General features: G+C 33.8%; 12 protein-coding genes and 1 other annotated feature. Of the genes, 6 read left to right on the forward strand and 6 right to left on the reverse strand.

What is annotated here, in order from left to right; all coding sequences use genetic code 11:
- Nucleotides 1-98 precede the first annotated feature (98 nt).
- Nucleotides 99-626, forward strand: coding sequence for a DUF4364 family protein (locus tag J5G60_RS09585; RefSeq protein ID WP_150356917.1), 528 nt, complete (start codon nucleotides 99-101; stop codon nucleotides 624-626).
- A 3-nt stretch (nucleotides 627-629) separates the two neighbouring features.
- Here J5G60_RS09585 and J5G60_RS09590 read toward each other — a convergent pair whose 3' ends face one another.
- Complete coding sequence (locus J5G60_RS09590; protein WP_150356918.1) at nucleotides 630-1,517, reverse strand: YncE family protein; 888 nt, start codon at nucleotides 1,515-1,517, stop codon at nucleotides 630-632.
- 147 nt (nucleotides 1,518-1,664) lie between these two features.
- On the opposite strand from J5G60_RS09590, the gene J5G60_RS09595 reads away from it, so the two are divergent.
- On the forward strand, nucleotides 1,665-1,922 hold the full coding sequence (locus J5G60_RS09595; protein ID WP_150356919.1) for a TIGR03905 family TSCPD domain-containing protein: 258 nt from the start codon (nucleotides 1,665-1,667) through the stop codon (nucleotides 1,920-1,922).
- Nucleotides 1,923-2,011: 89 nt separating this feature from the next.
- Here the strand turns inward: J5G60_RS09595 and J5G60_RS09600 are convergent, their stop codons facing one another.
- Nucleotides 2,012-3,358, reverse strand: coding sequence for a bifunctional folylpolyglutamate synthase/dihydrofolate synthase (locus tag J5G60_RS09600; RefSeq protein ID WP_150356920.1), 1,347 nt, complete (start codon nucleotides 3,356-3,358; stop codon nucleotides 2,012-2,014).
- A gap of 20 nt (nucleotides 3,359-3,378) precedes the next feature.
- Nucleotides 3,379-6,027, reverse strand: coding sequence for a valine--tRNA ligase (locus tag J5G60_RS09605; protein ID WP_150356921.1), 2,649 nt, complete (start codon nucleotides 6,025-6,027; stop codon nucleotides 3,379-3,381).
- A gap of 58 nt (nucleotides 6,028-6,085) precedes the next feature.
- Nucleotides 6,086-6,297: a binding site (T-box leader), on the reverse strand.
- A 168-nt stretch (nucleotides 6,298-6,465) separates the two neighbouring features.
- Here J5G60_RS09605 and J5G60_RS09610 point away from each other — a divergent pair.
- Complete coding sequence (locus tag J5G60_RS09610; protein ID WP_150356922.1) at nucleotides 6,466-6,783, forward strand: hypothetical protein; 318 nt, start codon at nucleotides 6,466-6,468, stop codon at nucleotides 6,781-6,783.
- 119 nt (nucleotides 6,784-6,902) lie between these two features.
- Here J5G60_RS09610 and J5G60_RS09615 read toward each other — a convergent pair whose 3' ends face one another.
- A complete protein-coding gene (locus tag J5G60_RS09615; protein WP_150356923.1) occupies nucleotides 6,903-7,922 on the reverse strand; it encodes an ABC transporter substrate-binding protein in 1,020 nt (339 codons plus the stop codon).
- Nucleotides 7,923-7,999: 77 nt separating this feature from the next.
- Nucleotides 8,000-12,295: a 2-hydroxyacyl-CoA dehydratase gene (locus J5G60_RS09620; protein ID WP_150356924.1), complete on the reverse strand. Its 4,296-nt coding sequence runs from the start codon at nucleotides 12,293-12,295 to the stop codon at nucleotides 8,000-8,002.
- A 318-nt stretch (nucleotides 12,296-12,613) separates the two neighbouring features.
- On the opposite strand from J5G60_RS09620, the gene J5G60_RS09625 reads away from it, so the two are divergent.
- The 3 genes from J5G60_RS09625 to J5G60_RS09635 all read left to right on the forward strand — a co-directional run bounded on the left by J5G60_RS09625 (nucleotide 12,614) and on the right by J5G60_RS09635 (nucleotide 14,666).
- A complete protein-coding gene (locus J5G60_RS09625; protein WP_150356925.1) occupies nucleotides 12,614-13,372 on the forward strand; it encodes an ABC transporter ATP-binding protein in 759 nt (252 codons plus the stop codon).
- Nucleotides 13,372-14,175, forward strand: coding sequence for an ABC transporter permease (locus tag J5G60_RS09630; protein ID WP_150356942.1), 804 nt, complete (start codon nucleotides 13,372-13,374; stop codon nucleotides 14,173-14,175). The genes J5G60_RS09625 and J5G60_RS09630 overlap by 1 nt, the downstream gene beginning before the upstream one ends.
- 131 nt (nucleotides 14,176-14,306) lie before the next feature.
- The gene (locus J5G60_RS09635) at nucleotides 14,307-14,666 is read left to right on the forward strand and encodes a tetratricopeptide repeat protein (protein WP_150356926.1); all 360 of its coding nucleotides are present in this window, start codon (nucleotides 14,307-14,309) and stop codon (nucleotides 14,664-14,666) included.
- A gap of 50 nt (nucleotides 14,667-14,716) precedes the next feature.
- On the opposite strand, the gene J5G60_RS09640 is transcribed toward J5G60_RS09635, so the two are convergent.
- Entirely contained in the window at nucleotides 14,717-15,904 is a 1,188-nt protein-coding gene (locus J5G60_RS09640) for a transglutaminase-like domain-containing protein (protein WP_150356927.1), read from the reverse strand.
- Nucleotides 15,905-15,972 lie beyond the last annotated feature (68 nt).

Below are 15,972 nucleotides of genomic sequence, written 5' to 3' on the forward strand. Positions count from 1 at the left end.
TTTTTTTAATGATACGGCTACCACCGAGATCTACACTTCTAGCTTCGTCTGCAGCGTCATATGTGTATAATAGACAGATTCAATGGATAGGATTTTAAATGTTCGAAGATACTTTAGAACTAGCAGAAAATAAACTATTACTGCTTTATATATTTAAAAGAATTAAATTTCCCATTTCCAATAATGAAATAACACAAATTATACTTGAGAACGGCTTTATAAACTATTTTACTCTTCAACAATATTTAAATGAACTTTTATCTTCTAATTTTATCAAAAAAGTAGTTTATTCAAATAATCATAAATTCATAATAACCAAAAAAGGTCTTAAAGTATTGTTGTTATTTGGAAATAGAATTTCAAAAAATAAAATGGACATCATAAATCAGTATTTAGATACGAAAATTGAGTCTATAAAAAAGAATCTTTTTATAAATGCCAGTTATACCATCGATCCAAAAAACAATTTTATCGTGAACTTAAAAATACTGGAAAATAATTCTGAACTAATAGACATAAAATTAAATGTAGACTCCAACAGCAAGGCCAAAGAGCTGTGCAAAAAATGGAAAAAAGATTACTTAGATCTCTACTATAATATTGTTGAACTACTTATGAGCAATTAAAATTCAACTTAAAACCATACCTGTAGGTTCTCCACCTATGGGTATATATTTTTTATTTTTACTTTTTATATTCACCTTTATCAATAGATCATTATAGTTGTCTCCCACATACAGGTTTTCCTTATATTTTATTATATTTTTAGGCATTCCACCAACAATTATCTTTTTTTCCTCCTTATAATTATTTATATCCAAAATACTTATTGTACCCTCTCCAAAATTAGATACAAAACAATGTCTACTGCTGCAATAAATATCTATTGGCGAATTTCCCACAATAATCCTGTTTATTATTTTATAATTTTTCAAAGATAAAATAGCTACACTCCCCCTAAATTCAGATCCTATGTTACTTTCGCATATCAATACATGTTGTCCGTCTAATGTAAACACAGCTTTAGTAGGATAAGATCCCACTCTTATATTTTTAACACATCTATTGTTTGTACAATTTATTAAAGTTATGCTATCATCTTCCATATTGGATATCAATAATAATCTTCTCTCTTTATTCAAGCATATGCTATAGGGAAGACTTCCACAGGGGATTTCTTCAGTTACTTGCTTCTCTTTAAGATCAAAAACCAGTAAGCTGTTTAAGTCACTACATATTATATATGCATTGTTTCCGTAAACCACAACATCATTACAACAAGCTCCTACATAATAACTTTCTTCCTGTATTTCCCTTTTTATATCAATTATAGATATGGTATTGTTATATCTATTTGCTGTTATGAGCTTATTATCATTGGTATATATTCCATGAGGACCTACATTATAAATCATATCATTGGACCTTAAATATATTCTCTTCTCTTCGCAGAAGTAGTCCAAATTAATTTTTGACACAAGATCAGAAGAAGTGCTGCATACATAAAGATAATCCAACACCATCACCCCCTTACAAATATAATATGAATATCTGCTAAAATAGGTAATAACAATTGAAAATTTATTTTATTGTATTGTATAATGTTTGTGTTACATAATTACTTTGTTCAATATATTCATTCCCTATAGAAATCAGGTGATAAAATGTATACTTATACCACAAAGGGAGTTTGCTCGAGTAAAATAATTTTTGACATAGTGGGAAATAAAATTGCAAATGTAAATTTTATAGGAGGCTGTAATGGAAATCTTCAAGCTATATCCAGACTTGTAAACGGGATGGATGTAGAAGAGGTAATAAAAAAATTGCAGGGTATTTCCTGTAACGGCAAGGGTACCTCCTGTCCAGATCAGTTTGCAAAAGCCCTCAAAAAATTAGTTTTAAAAAATAAGACGGTTTAGATTTCTCCAATTTGATTTATAGCGTAAAAACTCAAAAAACAAAATGCACCTTGATTTAGGTGCATTTTTATATGGCAAACTCATCAAAATTAAAATTTTGCACTGTATCTTTTTATTATCTTCCTCATATCCCCTATCATATAAAGCGAACCGGATATTAAAAGCAAATCCTCCTTCTCGCAGTAAGAAAGTGCTTTTTTATAGGCAATTTCATAATCCTCAAAAGCTTCACAGTTTGGATTATACTTTTCCACTACAGCTCTCAGTTGTTTTGAGCTCTCTGCCCTCGTATTGTTTGGAGTTACGGCTATAACCTTCCAGGCAAGTGGTACAATGGTCTTCACCATGATATCTACTTCCTTGTCAGCCAGAATACCCAATATAAGCACCATATGGTTATAGCTGAAATAGCTCTCTATATTATCCTTAAGCACAGAAATCCCCTCCCTGTTATGGGCTCCATCTATAACTACTAAAGGATTCTTTGCCATCACCTCAAGCCTTCCCATCCACTTTACACTGCTAAGAGCTCTTGATATTATGGATCTACCTATTTGAATCCCATATCTGGACAATTGCTCTACAGCAAAAACGGCCGCAGCACAGTTCAAAAGCTGATGTCTACCTAAAAGGGATAATTTAATATCATAGTTCTGTTTTCCCGTATGAAGGCTTATATGCTGCATGCACCCTCTATTGCGGCTGCTTATTTTATCTTTTTCAATACGTTTTACTGAATTTACTGGCACTTTTATAAGCTGACTTCCTTTTTGTCCACACACCTGTTCTATGACTTTCCCGGCTTCTTCCTCTTCAGGATACATTATTACCGGAATGCCGGGTTTAATTATACCTGCCTTTTCATAAGCTATTTTTCCCAGTGTATCCCCCAATATTTTCATATGATCATAACTTATAGAGGAAATTATGCTTAGCATAACTCCACCTTTTTGTTTCTCAGAAAAAGGCGGCATTACATTTGTAGAATCTAATCTTCCCCCCAACCCCACTTCAACCACAGCTATGTCTACTTTCTTTTCAGCAAAATAGTAGAACATGCTGCAGGTAATTATCTCAAATTCAGTAGGGTTGTCATAGCCCATCTCAACAACCCTTCTTACAACTTCAGATACCTTTGTAACCACTTTGCTCAAGTCATCTCTCGGTATATTGACGCCATTTATCTGTATTCTCTCTTCAAATACTTCCAAATAAGGAGAAGTATACATCCCTACTTTAAAACCAGCTTCCATCAATATTTTACTTATCATGGCTGTGATAGAGCCTTTTCCGTTAGTGCCTGCCACATGTATGGCTTTTATCTTTTTATGGGGGTCACCTAAAATCTCCAGCATTTTTTCAGTTCTATCAAGCCCCAGATTGCTCCCAAACTTAGCTACATTTTCTATATATCTTAAGGTCTCTTCATAATTCATAGTAGTACATCCCCATATTTTTATTTTAAACTCTGTATTCTCTCCAGTACAGTATTAAGCATTTCCCTGTACTTACAAGCTTTTTCTTTCTCCTTATCCACTACATCTTTAGGAGCTTTTAAAAGAAATTTTTTATTTGAAAGTTTTTTCTCCACTCTTTCTATTTCATCTTCTAATTTTCCTTTTTCCCTGTTCAGCCTTTCAATTTCTTTATCCCTATCTACCAGATCCAAAAGTGGAATGAATAGCTCTGCTCCTTTAGTAACTGCCGACACTACATTTTCTGGTACATCACCTTTATTGTTTAAAAACTCCAGTTCACTCGTTGAAGCCAATTTTTTAAAATAGTCTTCTCCATTTTTTAACGATTCCGACGCACTTTTTTCAGTAGCCCATACCATTACCTTGGCCTTTCTCGAAAATGGTACATTCATCTCAGTTCTGACATTTCTGACAGCCTTAATAGCCTCTATGACATATTCCATATCTTTTTCTGACTCTAGGTCTTTAAGTTCATCATTATACTCCGGCCACTTCGATATGGTTATGGATTCATATTCTGTGCAGAGATGCGTATATATTTCCTCCGTTATAAAAGGCATTATAGGATGAAGCAGCTGTAAGCTTATAGTAAGTACTTTATTCAATACATTATAAGCCACTCCCTTGGTCTTTTCATCCTCACCGTACATGGCAGGTTTAACAAGTTCTATATACCAATCGCAAAATTCACCCCATATAAAATCATATATCTTTTGGGCAGCTATTCCCATTTCAAATTTCTCTATATTGTAAGTTACTTCCTTTACCAGCGAGTTTACTCTGGACAATATCCATTTATCCGCAATACTGTAATCTTTACAGTTCTTGTATTTATCCATCAGATCTTCATCCAAATTCATAAGTACGAACCTTGAAGCATTCCATATCTTATTGGCAAAATTTCTAGAAGCCTCTACTTTTTCAGGATAATATCTTATATCATTTCCCGGTGCATTGCCGGTAATAAGTGCAAACCTCAGGGCATCTGCTCCATACTGCTCTATGACTTCTATAGGATCTACCCCGTTTCCAAGGGATTTTGACATTTTTCTTCCCTGAGAATCTCTCACAATCCCATGTATAAGCACATTTTCAAAAGGAATGTCATCCATGCAGTATATACCAGAAAATATCATTCGTGCCACCCAAAAAAATATTATGTCATATCCGGTAACGAGGGTATTGTTAGGATAGAAACATTTTAGATCCTCCGTGTTATCCGGCCATCCCAAGGTGGAAAAAGGCCAAAGCGCAGAGCTGAACCAGGTATCCAGCACATCTTTATCCTGTTCTATATTGGTTGAACCGCACTTAGTGCATTTTGTAGGATCCGTATCACTTACTATAACTTCACCACAATCTTTACAATACCAGACAGGAATTCTATGACCCCACCATAGTTGTCTTGAAATACACCAGTCCTGAATATTTTCCATCCAGTTAAAATAGATCTTTTCAAATCTTTCCGGTACAAATTTTACCTTTTTGTTTCTTACCACATCAATAGCAGGTTGTGCCAGAGATTTCATTCTCACAAACCACTGTTTTGAAAGCATTGGTTCGACAGTAGTGCCGCATCTGTCATGACATCCTACATTATGTGTATGATCTTTTATCTTTACCAGAAATCCCTGTTCTCTTAAATCCTCCACCAGTACTTTTCTGGCCTCATATCTATCCATTCCATCATATTTGGTTCCCGGAAGCTTTATGGTTCCATCTTCATTCATCACTACAATTTCAGGTAAGTTATGCCTTTTTCCCACCTGATAATCATTTGGATCGTGTGCAGGGGTTATCTTGACTGCACCTGTGCCAAACTCCATATCCACATAATCATCGGAAACTATGGGTATTTCTCTGTTGACAATAGGCAGTATGGCAGTTTTGCCAACCAAATCCTTGTATCTTTCATCTTTTGGATTAACTGCAATAGCTGTATCACCAAACATGGTCTCCGGTCTTGTAGTAGCTATTTCCAAATATCGGTCGCTGCCAACTATCTTATATCTTATATTCCAGAAATGGCCCTGCTGTTCTTCATATTCAATTTCTGCATCGGACAAGGCAGTCTGGCATTTAGGACACCAGTTTATTATTCTGTTTCCCTGATATATGAGTCCATCATTGTATAATTTGACAAAAAATCTTCTTACAGCTTTGTTGAGCCCTGCATCCATTGTAAATCTCTCCCTTGTAAAATCCACAGAACATCCAAGCTTTTTTACCTGATTTCTTATTCTCTCCCTGTACTCATGAGTCCAATCCCAGGTTTTTTTAAGAAATGCCTCTCGCCCCATTTCCTTTTTTACAATGCCCTTTTTTAATAATTCCTTTTCCACTTTTACCTCAGTGGCTATGCTGGCATGGTCTTCTCCTGGAACCCACAGCGTATTGTAACCCTGCATCCTTTTAGTTCTTATTATTATATCCTGAAGCGTATCATCCAGAGCATGACCCAGATGTAATTTACCAGTAATATTGGGAGGTGGTATCACCATGGTATAAGTTTTTTTGTTGTCCTCTGCTGCAGGCGTAAAATATCCTTTTTTTTGCCAATTGTTATAAAGTTTTTCTTCAAATGTCTTTGGATTGTAAGTAGTTGCTATATCTTTCCTCTTCGACATTAAATCTCCTCCTCCTATAGTTCTGAAAATAACTTGATATATAAAAAAGCCTTCATCCACAAAGGACGAAGACCCGCGTTACCACCTTTTTTTCTGAAAATTACAGACTCTCACAAAAATAACGGTACAAAACCGTCTCTACTTACTTCTATTTCAGTAAAGAAGCTCCAAAACTACCTTCAGGATATACCATATGAAAAGCCTTTCAGCTAATAAGCTTTTCTCTCTTTATACAATGCTATCCTTACTCTTTTTTTTCACAGCTGATAAATTAATTAATACATTTTCTATTATAACGTTAATTTTTATACTGTCAAGAAATTTTACACATTCAGCAATTAGAAACAAATACTTTAAAAAACAAGATTGCTTTTTTATAAATTTTATTGTATTTTACAGTTATAAAGTAGGTAATTATATATGGAAGGAGATATAAAAATGAATTGTTTAAGCACAGAACTCAGGAAGTGCCTTATTGGGAAAGGCGCTTCAATTGTCGGTTTTGCAGACCTAAAAGATATTCCAGAAGATCAGAGGGAAAGCTACAGATACGGAATTTCAATTGCGGTAGCAATGAATCCTCATGTAATTGCTGGAATAGAAAATGGACCGACAAAAGATTATTATGCTGAATATACAAGAGTAAACGAGCTTCTGGATAATCTCGATGAATATGCAGCAAAAATAATACGACAGCGTGGATTTAAGGCACTGCCAAAAGTAAAAAGAAGCATTCAAACGGATAAAACAACTTAATGTATATTTGTATGCCCTTGGACACAAAAATATTTAAAATCACAGAATTCAATTTAAAATATTTTTAGAGCTGGCTCCCCCCCCCCTTTACAGTGGGTTGACCCAACTCTACATCATGCCTATTTAACGGCTTTTTCCGCAAAAGAATTATTCACTATTTTGTCAAAAGGAGGTCTTTCAGGTATCAAATCTGATTTATATGATTGTATTACATCCATAAGTCTATTTAAATCCTGTTCTTTTATAATCGGAGTATCAGCATAGGCCTTTATATTCCTGTAGTTTTTTATTACAGATTTTAGTACATCCTCATCAGTTCCCGGGAAGAAGGATTTTATAGCCTCAGCTACTTCCTCATCACTGTGTTTTTGAACCCATATCTGCCCTTTATGAATGGCATTTGTAAATTTCTGTATTAACTCAGGATTCTTCGATATATAAGACTTAGTGGCAAAATAACAAGTATAAGGCAGTACACCAGCAGATTCACCTACAGAAGCCTGTATATAACCATTTTTATCCTTTTCCAGCATACTGGCAGTGGGTTCAAAAAGAGCCACATAATCTCCTGTATTGGCTTTAAATGCACCTGCTGTTGCAGTATAAGCCAAATTAGTTATTAAATTTACATCTTTTCCGGGCTGTATATTATTTTTTTTAAGTACATATTCTAAAGCCATTTCTGGAACTCCACCAGGTCTTCCGCCAATTATGGTCTTTCCCTTAACGGATTCCCATTTAAAATTCTTCTGCTCACTCCTACCCACTAAGAAGGATCCATCCGTAGCAGTCAATTGAGCAAATAATACAGGAAAATCCTTTCGCTTTTGATTATATATATAAATTACCTGCTCTGGTCCGCAAAAGCCTATATCACAGCTGCCGCTTAATACCTGCTGCATTGTCTTATCTGCTCCCTGACCTGTAGTAAGATCTATATTTATACCCTGTTCTTTAAACATTCCCTTGTTTATCGCCACATACATTGGTGCATAAAATGCAGATCTTGCCACTTCATTCAACTTTATATTAACTACGGAATTAGCACCTTTTTTGCTATTTCCACAAGCTGCAAAAATGGTAACTATAAAAATAAAGCACAATAGAACAGAATAGAGCCCTAATTTTTTTCTTATCATATATCCTCCAAAAAGCAATTTTAATATCTATTCATAATATGAGTATAATGTAAATTGTGTTAAAGCCTTTTGGATTTTCATTTATTTCCATCCTCTACAAGCACTGCCTGGGGAACCAGTTTATTTTTACGGCTCTCCACTGCGACTTCACTTTCCATGGATTTAAATGCCACTGACAACATGAGCTTTAACCTGTTTAACTGATTTACCTCACTTGCACCTGGATCATAATCTATAGTTGCAATATTGCTTCCTGGATACCTTCTTTTTAGTTCCTTTATCATTCCCTTGCCTGTTACATGATTAGGCAGGCAGGCAAAAGGCTGCATACACACAATATTTTTTACTCCGCTTTTTATAAGTTCTATCATTTCAGCTGTCAAAAACCAACCCTCTCCTGTCTGATTTCCAATGGACAATATTTGTGAAGCATCTTTTGCCAGCTGTTCAATATTAGATGGTGGAGCAAACCTTTTGCTGTTTTTCAGTGCATCTCTCATATATCGTCTAAAATATTCAATAAATTTTATTGCCCCTTCATTTATAATTGTACTTAAATAGCTTCCAGACAAATATCTGTGCTTGAATTTAGCATCATAAGCACTGTACAATAAGAAATCCGTCAAATCAGGGACTACTGCTTCGACTCCCTCTTCTTCCAATGTATCCACAATTCTATTATTGGCAGTTGGATGAAATTTAACCAATATTTCTCCCACTACTCCTACTCTTGGTTTCCGTATATCGGTCACTTCCAGATTGTCAAAATCATCTACTATATCGTAAATATTTTCTTTAAATTCTCTGTGAACACCGTTGGCAACATTTCTCTTGCATTTTTCAATCCATCTTTTATAGAGTAAATTTGCAGATCCCGGTATTTTTTCATAAGGTCTCACCCTATACAGTACTCTCATAAATAAATCCCCATATAAAAGCGCTATCATGGATTTATTTATAAGTTTCGGTGTGATTTTAAATCCAGGATTTTTCTCCATTCCAACTACATTCACAGATATTACAGGTATATTTTTCATTCCAGCTTCTTTTAATGCCTTTCTCAAAAAGCCTATATAGTTGGTTGCCCTGCACCCCCCACCTGTCTGGGACATCACTACAGAAGTATTATTCAAATCATATTTGCCAGATTTTAATGCCTCTATCAACTGTCCTACCACTATTATGGAAGGATAACATGCATCGTTATTTACATATTTCAGTCCCTCGTCAACAGCTTTTTTATCAACAGAAGGCAGTACTTCCAAATTATAACCTGAATTTCTAAATGCTTCCTGCAAAAATTGAAAATGTATAGGCGACATTTGTGGACATAATATAGTATGATTCTTTCTCATCTCTTTAGTAAACATCACTTTTTTATAATTGTCCTCAACCCTATGTGGCTTAAAGCCTGCCTTTTCTCGTTCTTCAAGAGCTGCTTTCAAGGAACGTATCCTTATTTTAACTGCTCCAAGATTACTTCCCTCATCAATTTTCAGTACCGTATATATTTTCTCATATTTATTGAGTATTTCCTGAGTTTGATCCGTAGTAACTGCATCCAATCCACATCCAAAAGAATTCAATTGAACGAGCTCCAAATTATCCTGGGTATTTACAAAACTTGCTGCAGCATACAACCTGGAATGGTAAACCCATTGATCTACCACACGAAGCGGCCTCTCCACAATGCCAAGGTGAGCTACTGAATCTTCAGTAAATACTGCCATACCATAGGATGTAATTATATTGGGAATCCCGTGATTTATCTCCGGATCAACATGGTAAGGTCTTCCAGCCAGCACTATTCCCTTTCTTCCAGTTTTTTTAAGATATTCCAGTACTTCCTCTCCCTTTGCCCTTATATCCCTTTTCATTCTTTTATCTTCTTCAAAGGCTTTGTCTACAGCATCGAATATCTCCTTTTCAGGAATGTGAAATTCCTTAAGTTCTTCTACAAGTCTTTTCTTGAGTCTCTCCTTATTGTTCAGTGGTAAAAATGGATTTTTAAAATTAATATGTCTTTCTCTGATTATATCCATATTATTTTTTATAACTTCAGGATAGGAAGTTACCATTGGACAATTATAACTATTATTGGCCTCTTTTTGCTCCTTCTGCTCATATGGTATACAAGGGTAGAATATAAAATTTATTCCCCTCTGTATCAGATTCATTATGTGGCCGTGAACTATCTTGGCAGGATAGCAGGCAGATTCCGAAGGTATAGTTTCTATACCAAGTTCATAAATGCGTTTTGAGGAACGGGCTGACAATTCCACTCTAAACCCCAGCTGAGTAAAAAAAGTAAACCAGAATGGATAGTTTTCATATATGTTCAAAACCCTAGGTATACCTACCTGTCCTCTATTTGCCTCATCTTTTTTGAGAGGTATATAATTAAATATTCTCTTGTATTTATAGTCATAGAGATTCGGTATATCTAAGGTTTTCCTCTCAAGACCTGCACCCCTTTCACATCTGTTTCCAGATATAAATTCTTTTCCATCTGAAAATTTATTTACAGTCAACAGACAATTATTAGCGCATTTCCCGCATCTTCTCATTGTAATTTCCGTTGAAAATCTATCCAGCTCAGCTGAGTTTAACAGTGACGTCTCATGCTCCGGTTCAAATCTTTCCCTGGAAATAATAGCAGCTCCAAATGCCCCCATAAGGCCTGCTATATCCGGTCTTATCACTTCTCGCCCGGATATGATTTCAAAAGCTCTCAATATGGCATCATTATAGAATGTGCCGCCCTGGACTATTATCTTTCTACCTAGTTTCTCAGGATCTCTTATCTTTATTACCTTAAATAATGCGTTTTTTATAACCGAATAGGAAAGTCCTGCTGAAATATCTCCTACAGAGGCTCCCTCTTTTTGGGCTTGCTTAACCCTTGAGTTCATAAAAACAGTACACCTGGAACCCAAATCCACGGGCTTTTTAGAAGTTTCTGCAGACTTAGCAAAATCTTTTACACTCATATTTAAAGACTTGGCAAAAGTCTCTATAAAGGAACCACACCCGGAAGAGCAGGCTTCGTTCAACATTATTTTATCGATTACTCCATCCTTCACTTTAAGGCATTTCATATCCTGTCCGCCAATATCCAATATAAAATCCACCCCAGGCTGAAAGAACTCTGCTGCTTTATAGTGGGCAATAGTTTCAACTTCACCTATATCTACAGATAAAGCTGCCTTTACAAGTCCTTCCCCATATCCTGTAACTGTTGAATTTACTATTTTAGCACCTTCCGGTAATTTTTTATATAAATCTTTCAATATATCCACTGTAGATTTCAAGGGATTACCTCTATTACTTCCATAAGAAGAATACAGCAAATTTCCATACCCATCAATTAGAGCTGCCTTAGTGGTTGTAGAGCCTACATCTATCCCCAGATAACAGTTTCCACTAAATCCTTCCAAACTTCCTCTCTTCACCGAATTCCTGCTGTGCCTTTCTCTAAATTCTTTTAATTCATTTTCATCTTTAAAAAGAGGCCTTAATGTTTGTATATCCTCACCCGAAGACTTATTTAAATTTGGAAGTCTATCTATTAAATTTTTGAAAGAAATAGGTTTTTCATTTTTAGATGAAATCGCAGCACCAAGTGCTACAAATAATTGAGAATTCTCTGGGAAAAACACTTGTTTATCTGTAAGTTTTAAAGTTTTTATAAATCTTTTTCTAAGTTCAGATAAAAAATATAGGGGTCCACCCAGGAATGCTACATTACCCCGTATAGATTTTCCACAAGCAAGTCCGCTTATAGTTTGATTTACCACCGACTGAAACACAGATACTGCAATATCTGACTTATCAGCCCCTTCATTTAAAAGTGGTTGTACATCAGTCTTTGCAAATACACCGCATCTGGCCGCTATAGGATAAATCACCTTATAATTTTTAGCCAGCTCATTTAAACCCTTAGCATCTGTTTGAAGCAGCGATGCCATTTGATCTATAAATGCTCCGGTTCCTCCTGCACAGGTTCCATTCATTCTCTGATCAATTCCGCCCTCAAAGAAGGTTATTTTAGCATCTTCCCCTCCTAATTCTATTGCAACATCAGTATCTGGAATAAATCTTTCTATAGTATTAGTGCAAGCTACAACCTCCTGTATAAAGGGTATATTAAGCCATTTAGATACAGACATTCCTCCAGAGCCTGTGACCATTACAGTGATATCTGAATCCTTTAGCTTTACATAGGCATCTTTAATAATTTTAGCTATAGTATTTTTTATATCAGAAAAATGTCTTTGATATTTTTGATAGATTATACTGTCTTTTATATCCGATACTACTATCTTTACTGTAGTTGAACCTATATCAAGACCTACGTGAAATAAATTTTTCATAATCAATCACCTTTTAAAATTAATAATTTAGACTAATTTTATAGACTTTAAAACAACATATTATCTATAAATTGCAGATGTATGTACATATATTATAACATATGAACATGTATCTGCAATTCTAATATATTCCATTCTAATATATTCTGAATACCCTAATTTTATAATAATATTCCTAATGATGTGGATTTTTAACACCATATTGTACTCATTCATATAATAGATTATAACTTAATTTTACCTTATATTAAATAATATAAAATTAGAATTTCAACCTATCTTTAACACCTTAAAACACAGTTATTAGGAGATGATATCTTGAATAAATTAGTTGTAAACAACATCTATATGAATTATCATTCACCCAAAAACTCTACTAAAGCCTTGGAAAATATAAGTTTTGCTGTAGAGAAAGGTGAATTTTTAAGTATAGTAGGCCCTTCCGGATGTGGTAAAACCACTCTTTTAAATATAATATCAGGTCTTATAAAACCGTCCCACGGCGAAGTATATATAGATGATGAAAAATTAACTTCTTTTTCTTCCAAAATGGGATATATGTTTCAAAAGGATCAGCTGTTTGAGTGGCTGAATGTATGGGATAATGTATTTCTCAGCATTAAAATACAGCATAGATCCACAGTTAAATATAAAAATAAAATAGCTGCCATGTTAAAAAATTATGGCCTGTGGGATTTCATTCATCATTATCCTGAAGAGTTATCTGGAGGAATGAGACAAAAGGTAGCTTTAATAAGAACTCTGGCACTAGAACCGGAATTTCTATTATTAGATGAACCCTTTTCATCATTGGATTACCAAACCAGATTAAACATAAGTGATGAAATATTTAAGATAATAAAAAAAGAAGGTAAAACTGCCATAATGGTAACTCATGATATTTCAGAAGCCATATCAATGTCAAACAGAGTCATAGTTCTTTCCAAAAGGCCTGCAAAATTAAAAAGAATCTACAATATAGATTTTGAAGGGAATCATGATTCCCCCCTAAAATGCAGAGAAGATCCTAAATTTAGAATTTATTTCAATAATATTTGGAAGGAGTTGAACAATTGATTATGGACTATATAAAGGAACGTGAAGTATATTTAAAAAATGTCAATACGCGAAAGAAAAAAATCATAATAAGCAGAATAGCCATTTTAATAGCTTTTTTTATGTTGTGGGAAATTGCTGGAGATTTAGGGTGGGTGGATCCTTTTTTGACAAGCACTCCTTCCAGAATGTTAAAAAACCTGATAAAACTTTATGCTGAAGGAAATCTATTTAAACATATTGGTATAACTTGCATTGAAACAATATTGGGTTTTTTACTCAGCACAATTATAGGTACTTTCATCGCTGTACTCCTATGGTGGTCTGATTTTGTTTCAGATGTATTGGATCCTTATGTAGTGGTATTAAATGCTCTTCCCAAAGTTGCTCTGGCTCCTATAATAATATTTTGGGTGGGTAATGGAATACCTGCTATCATTTTAGTAACCGTATTGATTTCAGTAATTGTAACCATATTGACTGTACTAAATGGGTTTAAAGAAGTGGATAAAGATAAAATTAGGCTTCTTCAAACTTTTGGCTCATCAAAATTTCAGATTTTAACTTACCTTATAATACCAGCTTCCATACCAACATTGGTATCTTCCTTAAAAATAAATGTTGGACTTTCCTGGGTGGGAGTAATAATGGGAGAATTTCTGGTGGCAAAAGAGGGACTTGGATTTTTAATAATATATGGCGGCCAGATATCACAATTGGACACAGTTATGTTGAGTATAATAATTCTTTCAATCTTAGCTTATGCAATGTATGAAGCTGTATCAATAGTTGAAAGAAAGCTGAGAAAAAAAATGTTTCACTAAAAGATTTCGTTAAAATGCCTTTCTGGCATTTTAACTTTTTAAATGGAAAATATTTTAGAATATTTTTTCTAAAAATGGATATAAATTTATTAAGGGATTACAAAATAATATATAATCTAAGGAGGAGTAAAATGAGTTATTTTCAAAAAGCCAATGAGTATTACAATTCAAAAAACTATAAAAGAGCCATTGATATGTATGAAAAGGCAATAAAAATAAAGGATAATGAATCATCTTCACTATACAATTCAGCCGTATGTTTTATAAAATTGAAAGAATACAGAAAAGCAATTGACTTGTTGAATTCCGCAATTAAATTAAAAAGAGAAAGTAAATATTTTTTTAATCTTGGATATTGTTATACCATGTTGAAAGATAATAAAAAAGCTCTCATATACTTTAATAATGCATGGTGTTTAAATAATGAAGACTCAGATTGTGAAAAAGCCATAGATAACATACTTAAAAATTACATAGCAAAATCAAAATAAACAAATACCACTCTTTTTCAAATCAGAGTGGTATTGATCTTTTTGACTTTCTACCATTCTCCTATCACCTGTGCATTTTTGTGATCAACCTGAAATCTTCTGCTGTTAAAATAATTTCCTCCCTTATAAAAAGTAGTATCTACATTTATCCATTTATTCTGTTCTGGAATATAAACTTGATTCCAGGCATGGCTTACCCAGCTTATTCCATTAAATCCCTCGCCAGTTATTAATCTCACTTTCATGTTATTGGCCCTGGCCATAGCTACATACAGGCAAGAATAATCAAAGCAAATTCCCTTTTTGGAATAGAATGTGGGAATCGCTCCTGACTTCACATTAAAATCATTGTTCAACACCTTGTTGGCTTTCTCATTATCATAATTTATATTAGTTCCTATCCAATTGTACAGCATTTCTGCCCTTTCAGTAGTATTACTTCCCTCTGAAGCAAGATCCTTGGCAAAACTGTTGATCTCTGAGTTTGATTTAACACCTTCATCCAGTGTAACTCCGTTATAATATACTATGGTATTTTCATCATTTTTTACTCTATTTAAATTACCTGCATCTTTTACTTCATTTGAATTTGGTTCTCTTATAACTATCTTGAAAGAATTATCCAATACATTTGGCAGTTGTTTTGCAATAGTTGAATTGGTAACAGGTATTATTATTTCCTTGCAGATATAATTATAGGGCTTTGAACCTTCCATATACTTATTTAACTTTGAATTTATATTAAACATGGACATTATATTTAGTACAAATGTAACTAAAAGCACATAACATATCGCCTTAGGAACTTGAGATACCACTCCAAGTATTCTTTTAAAAGTATTGCTTTTGGATCTCAGAAATCTATCTATGCTGTCAAGTACAGGGTAAAATGTAAGATAATTAAGTAAATCTAAAAACAATTTTATAATTTTATAACATATGAACACAAACAGTGGAATTGCAACTGCATATACTATAAAGTTATTGTTCTCAAGATACTGTGAAAGATTGTCGGGTATTAAATTATATATTTTCTCATATATTCCTCCATCATGCTGTATAAATACTTTTTTCCCAAAATATGTGCCCATTATTAAAGATATTATAAATGAAACACTTCTACTCACATCACTTATATCTAACTTCAATGCATTAGAAGAAAACTTAAACAAAAACCCCTTTACAAGGGGATATAAAAATATCAATCCTATCATCAATGTTATAGGATTCACTTTCATAATCATAATCACCTCTAAACGGCAAAAAGTTTCAAATCCAAATAATAAATTTTAATTATATATAGTAA

The sequence above is a fragment of the Clostridium sp. HV4-5-A1G genome, assembly GCF_900184915.1.
Lineage (GTDB): Bacteria > Bacillota > Clostridia > Clostridiales > Clostridiaceae > Clostridium_B > Clostridium_B aromativorans.

What these genes read in the sequence shown, in the direction of transcription:
- J5G60_RS09585 (WP_150356917.1), top strand. Translation starts at nt 99, where the DNA reads ATGTTCGAAGATACTTTAGAACTAGCAGAAAATAAACTATTACTGCTT.
- J5G60_RS09595 (WP_150356919.1), top strand. Translation starts at nt 1,665, where the DNA reads ATGTATACTTATACCACAAAGGGAGTTTGCTCGAGTAAAATAATTTTT.
- J5G60_RS09600 (WP_150356920.1), bottom strand. Translation starts at nt 3,358, where the DNA reads ATGAATTATGAAGAGACCTTAAGATATATAGAAAATGTAGCTAAGTTT.
- J5G60_RS09605 (WP_150356921.1), bottom strand. Translation starts at nt 6,027, where the DNA reads ATGTCGAAGAGGAAAGATATAGCAACTACTTACAATCCAAAGACATTT.
- J5G60_RS09610 (WP_150356922.1), top strand. Translation starts at nt 6,466, where the DNA reads ATGAATTGTTTAAGCACAGAACTCAGGAAGTGCCTTATTGGGAAAGGC.
- J5G60_RS09615 (WP_150356923.1), bottom strand. Translation starts at nt 7,922, where the DNA reads ATGATAAGAAAAAAATTAGGGCTCTATTCTGTTCTATTGTGCTTTATT.
- J5G60_RS09620 (WP_150356924.1), bottom strand. Translation starts at nt 12,295, where the DNA reads ATGAAAAATTTATTTCACGTAGGTCTTGATATAGGTTCAACTACAGTA.
- J5G60_RS09635 (WP_150356926.1), top strand. Translation starts at nt 14,307, where the DNA reads ATGAGTTATTTTCAAAAAGCCAATGAGTATTACAATTCAAAAAACTAT.
- J5G60_RS09640 (WP_150356927.1), bottom strand. Translation starts at nt 15,904, where the DNA reads ATGAAAGTGAATCCTATAACATTGATGATAGGATTGATATTTTTATAT.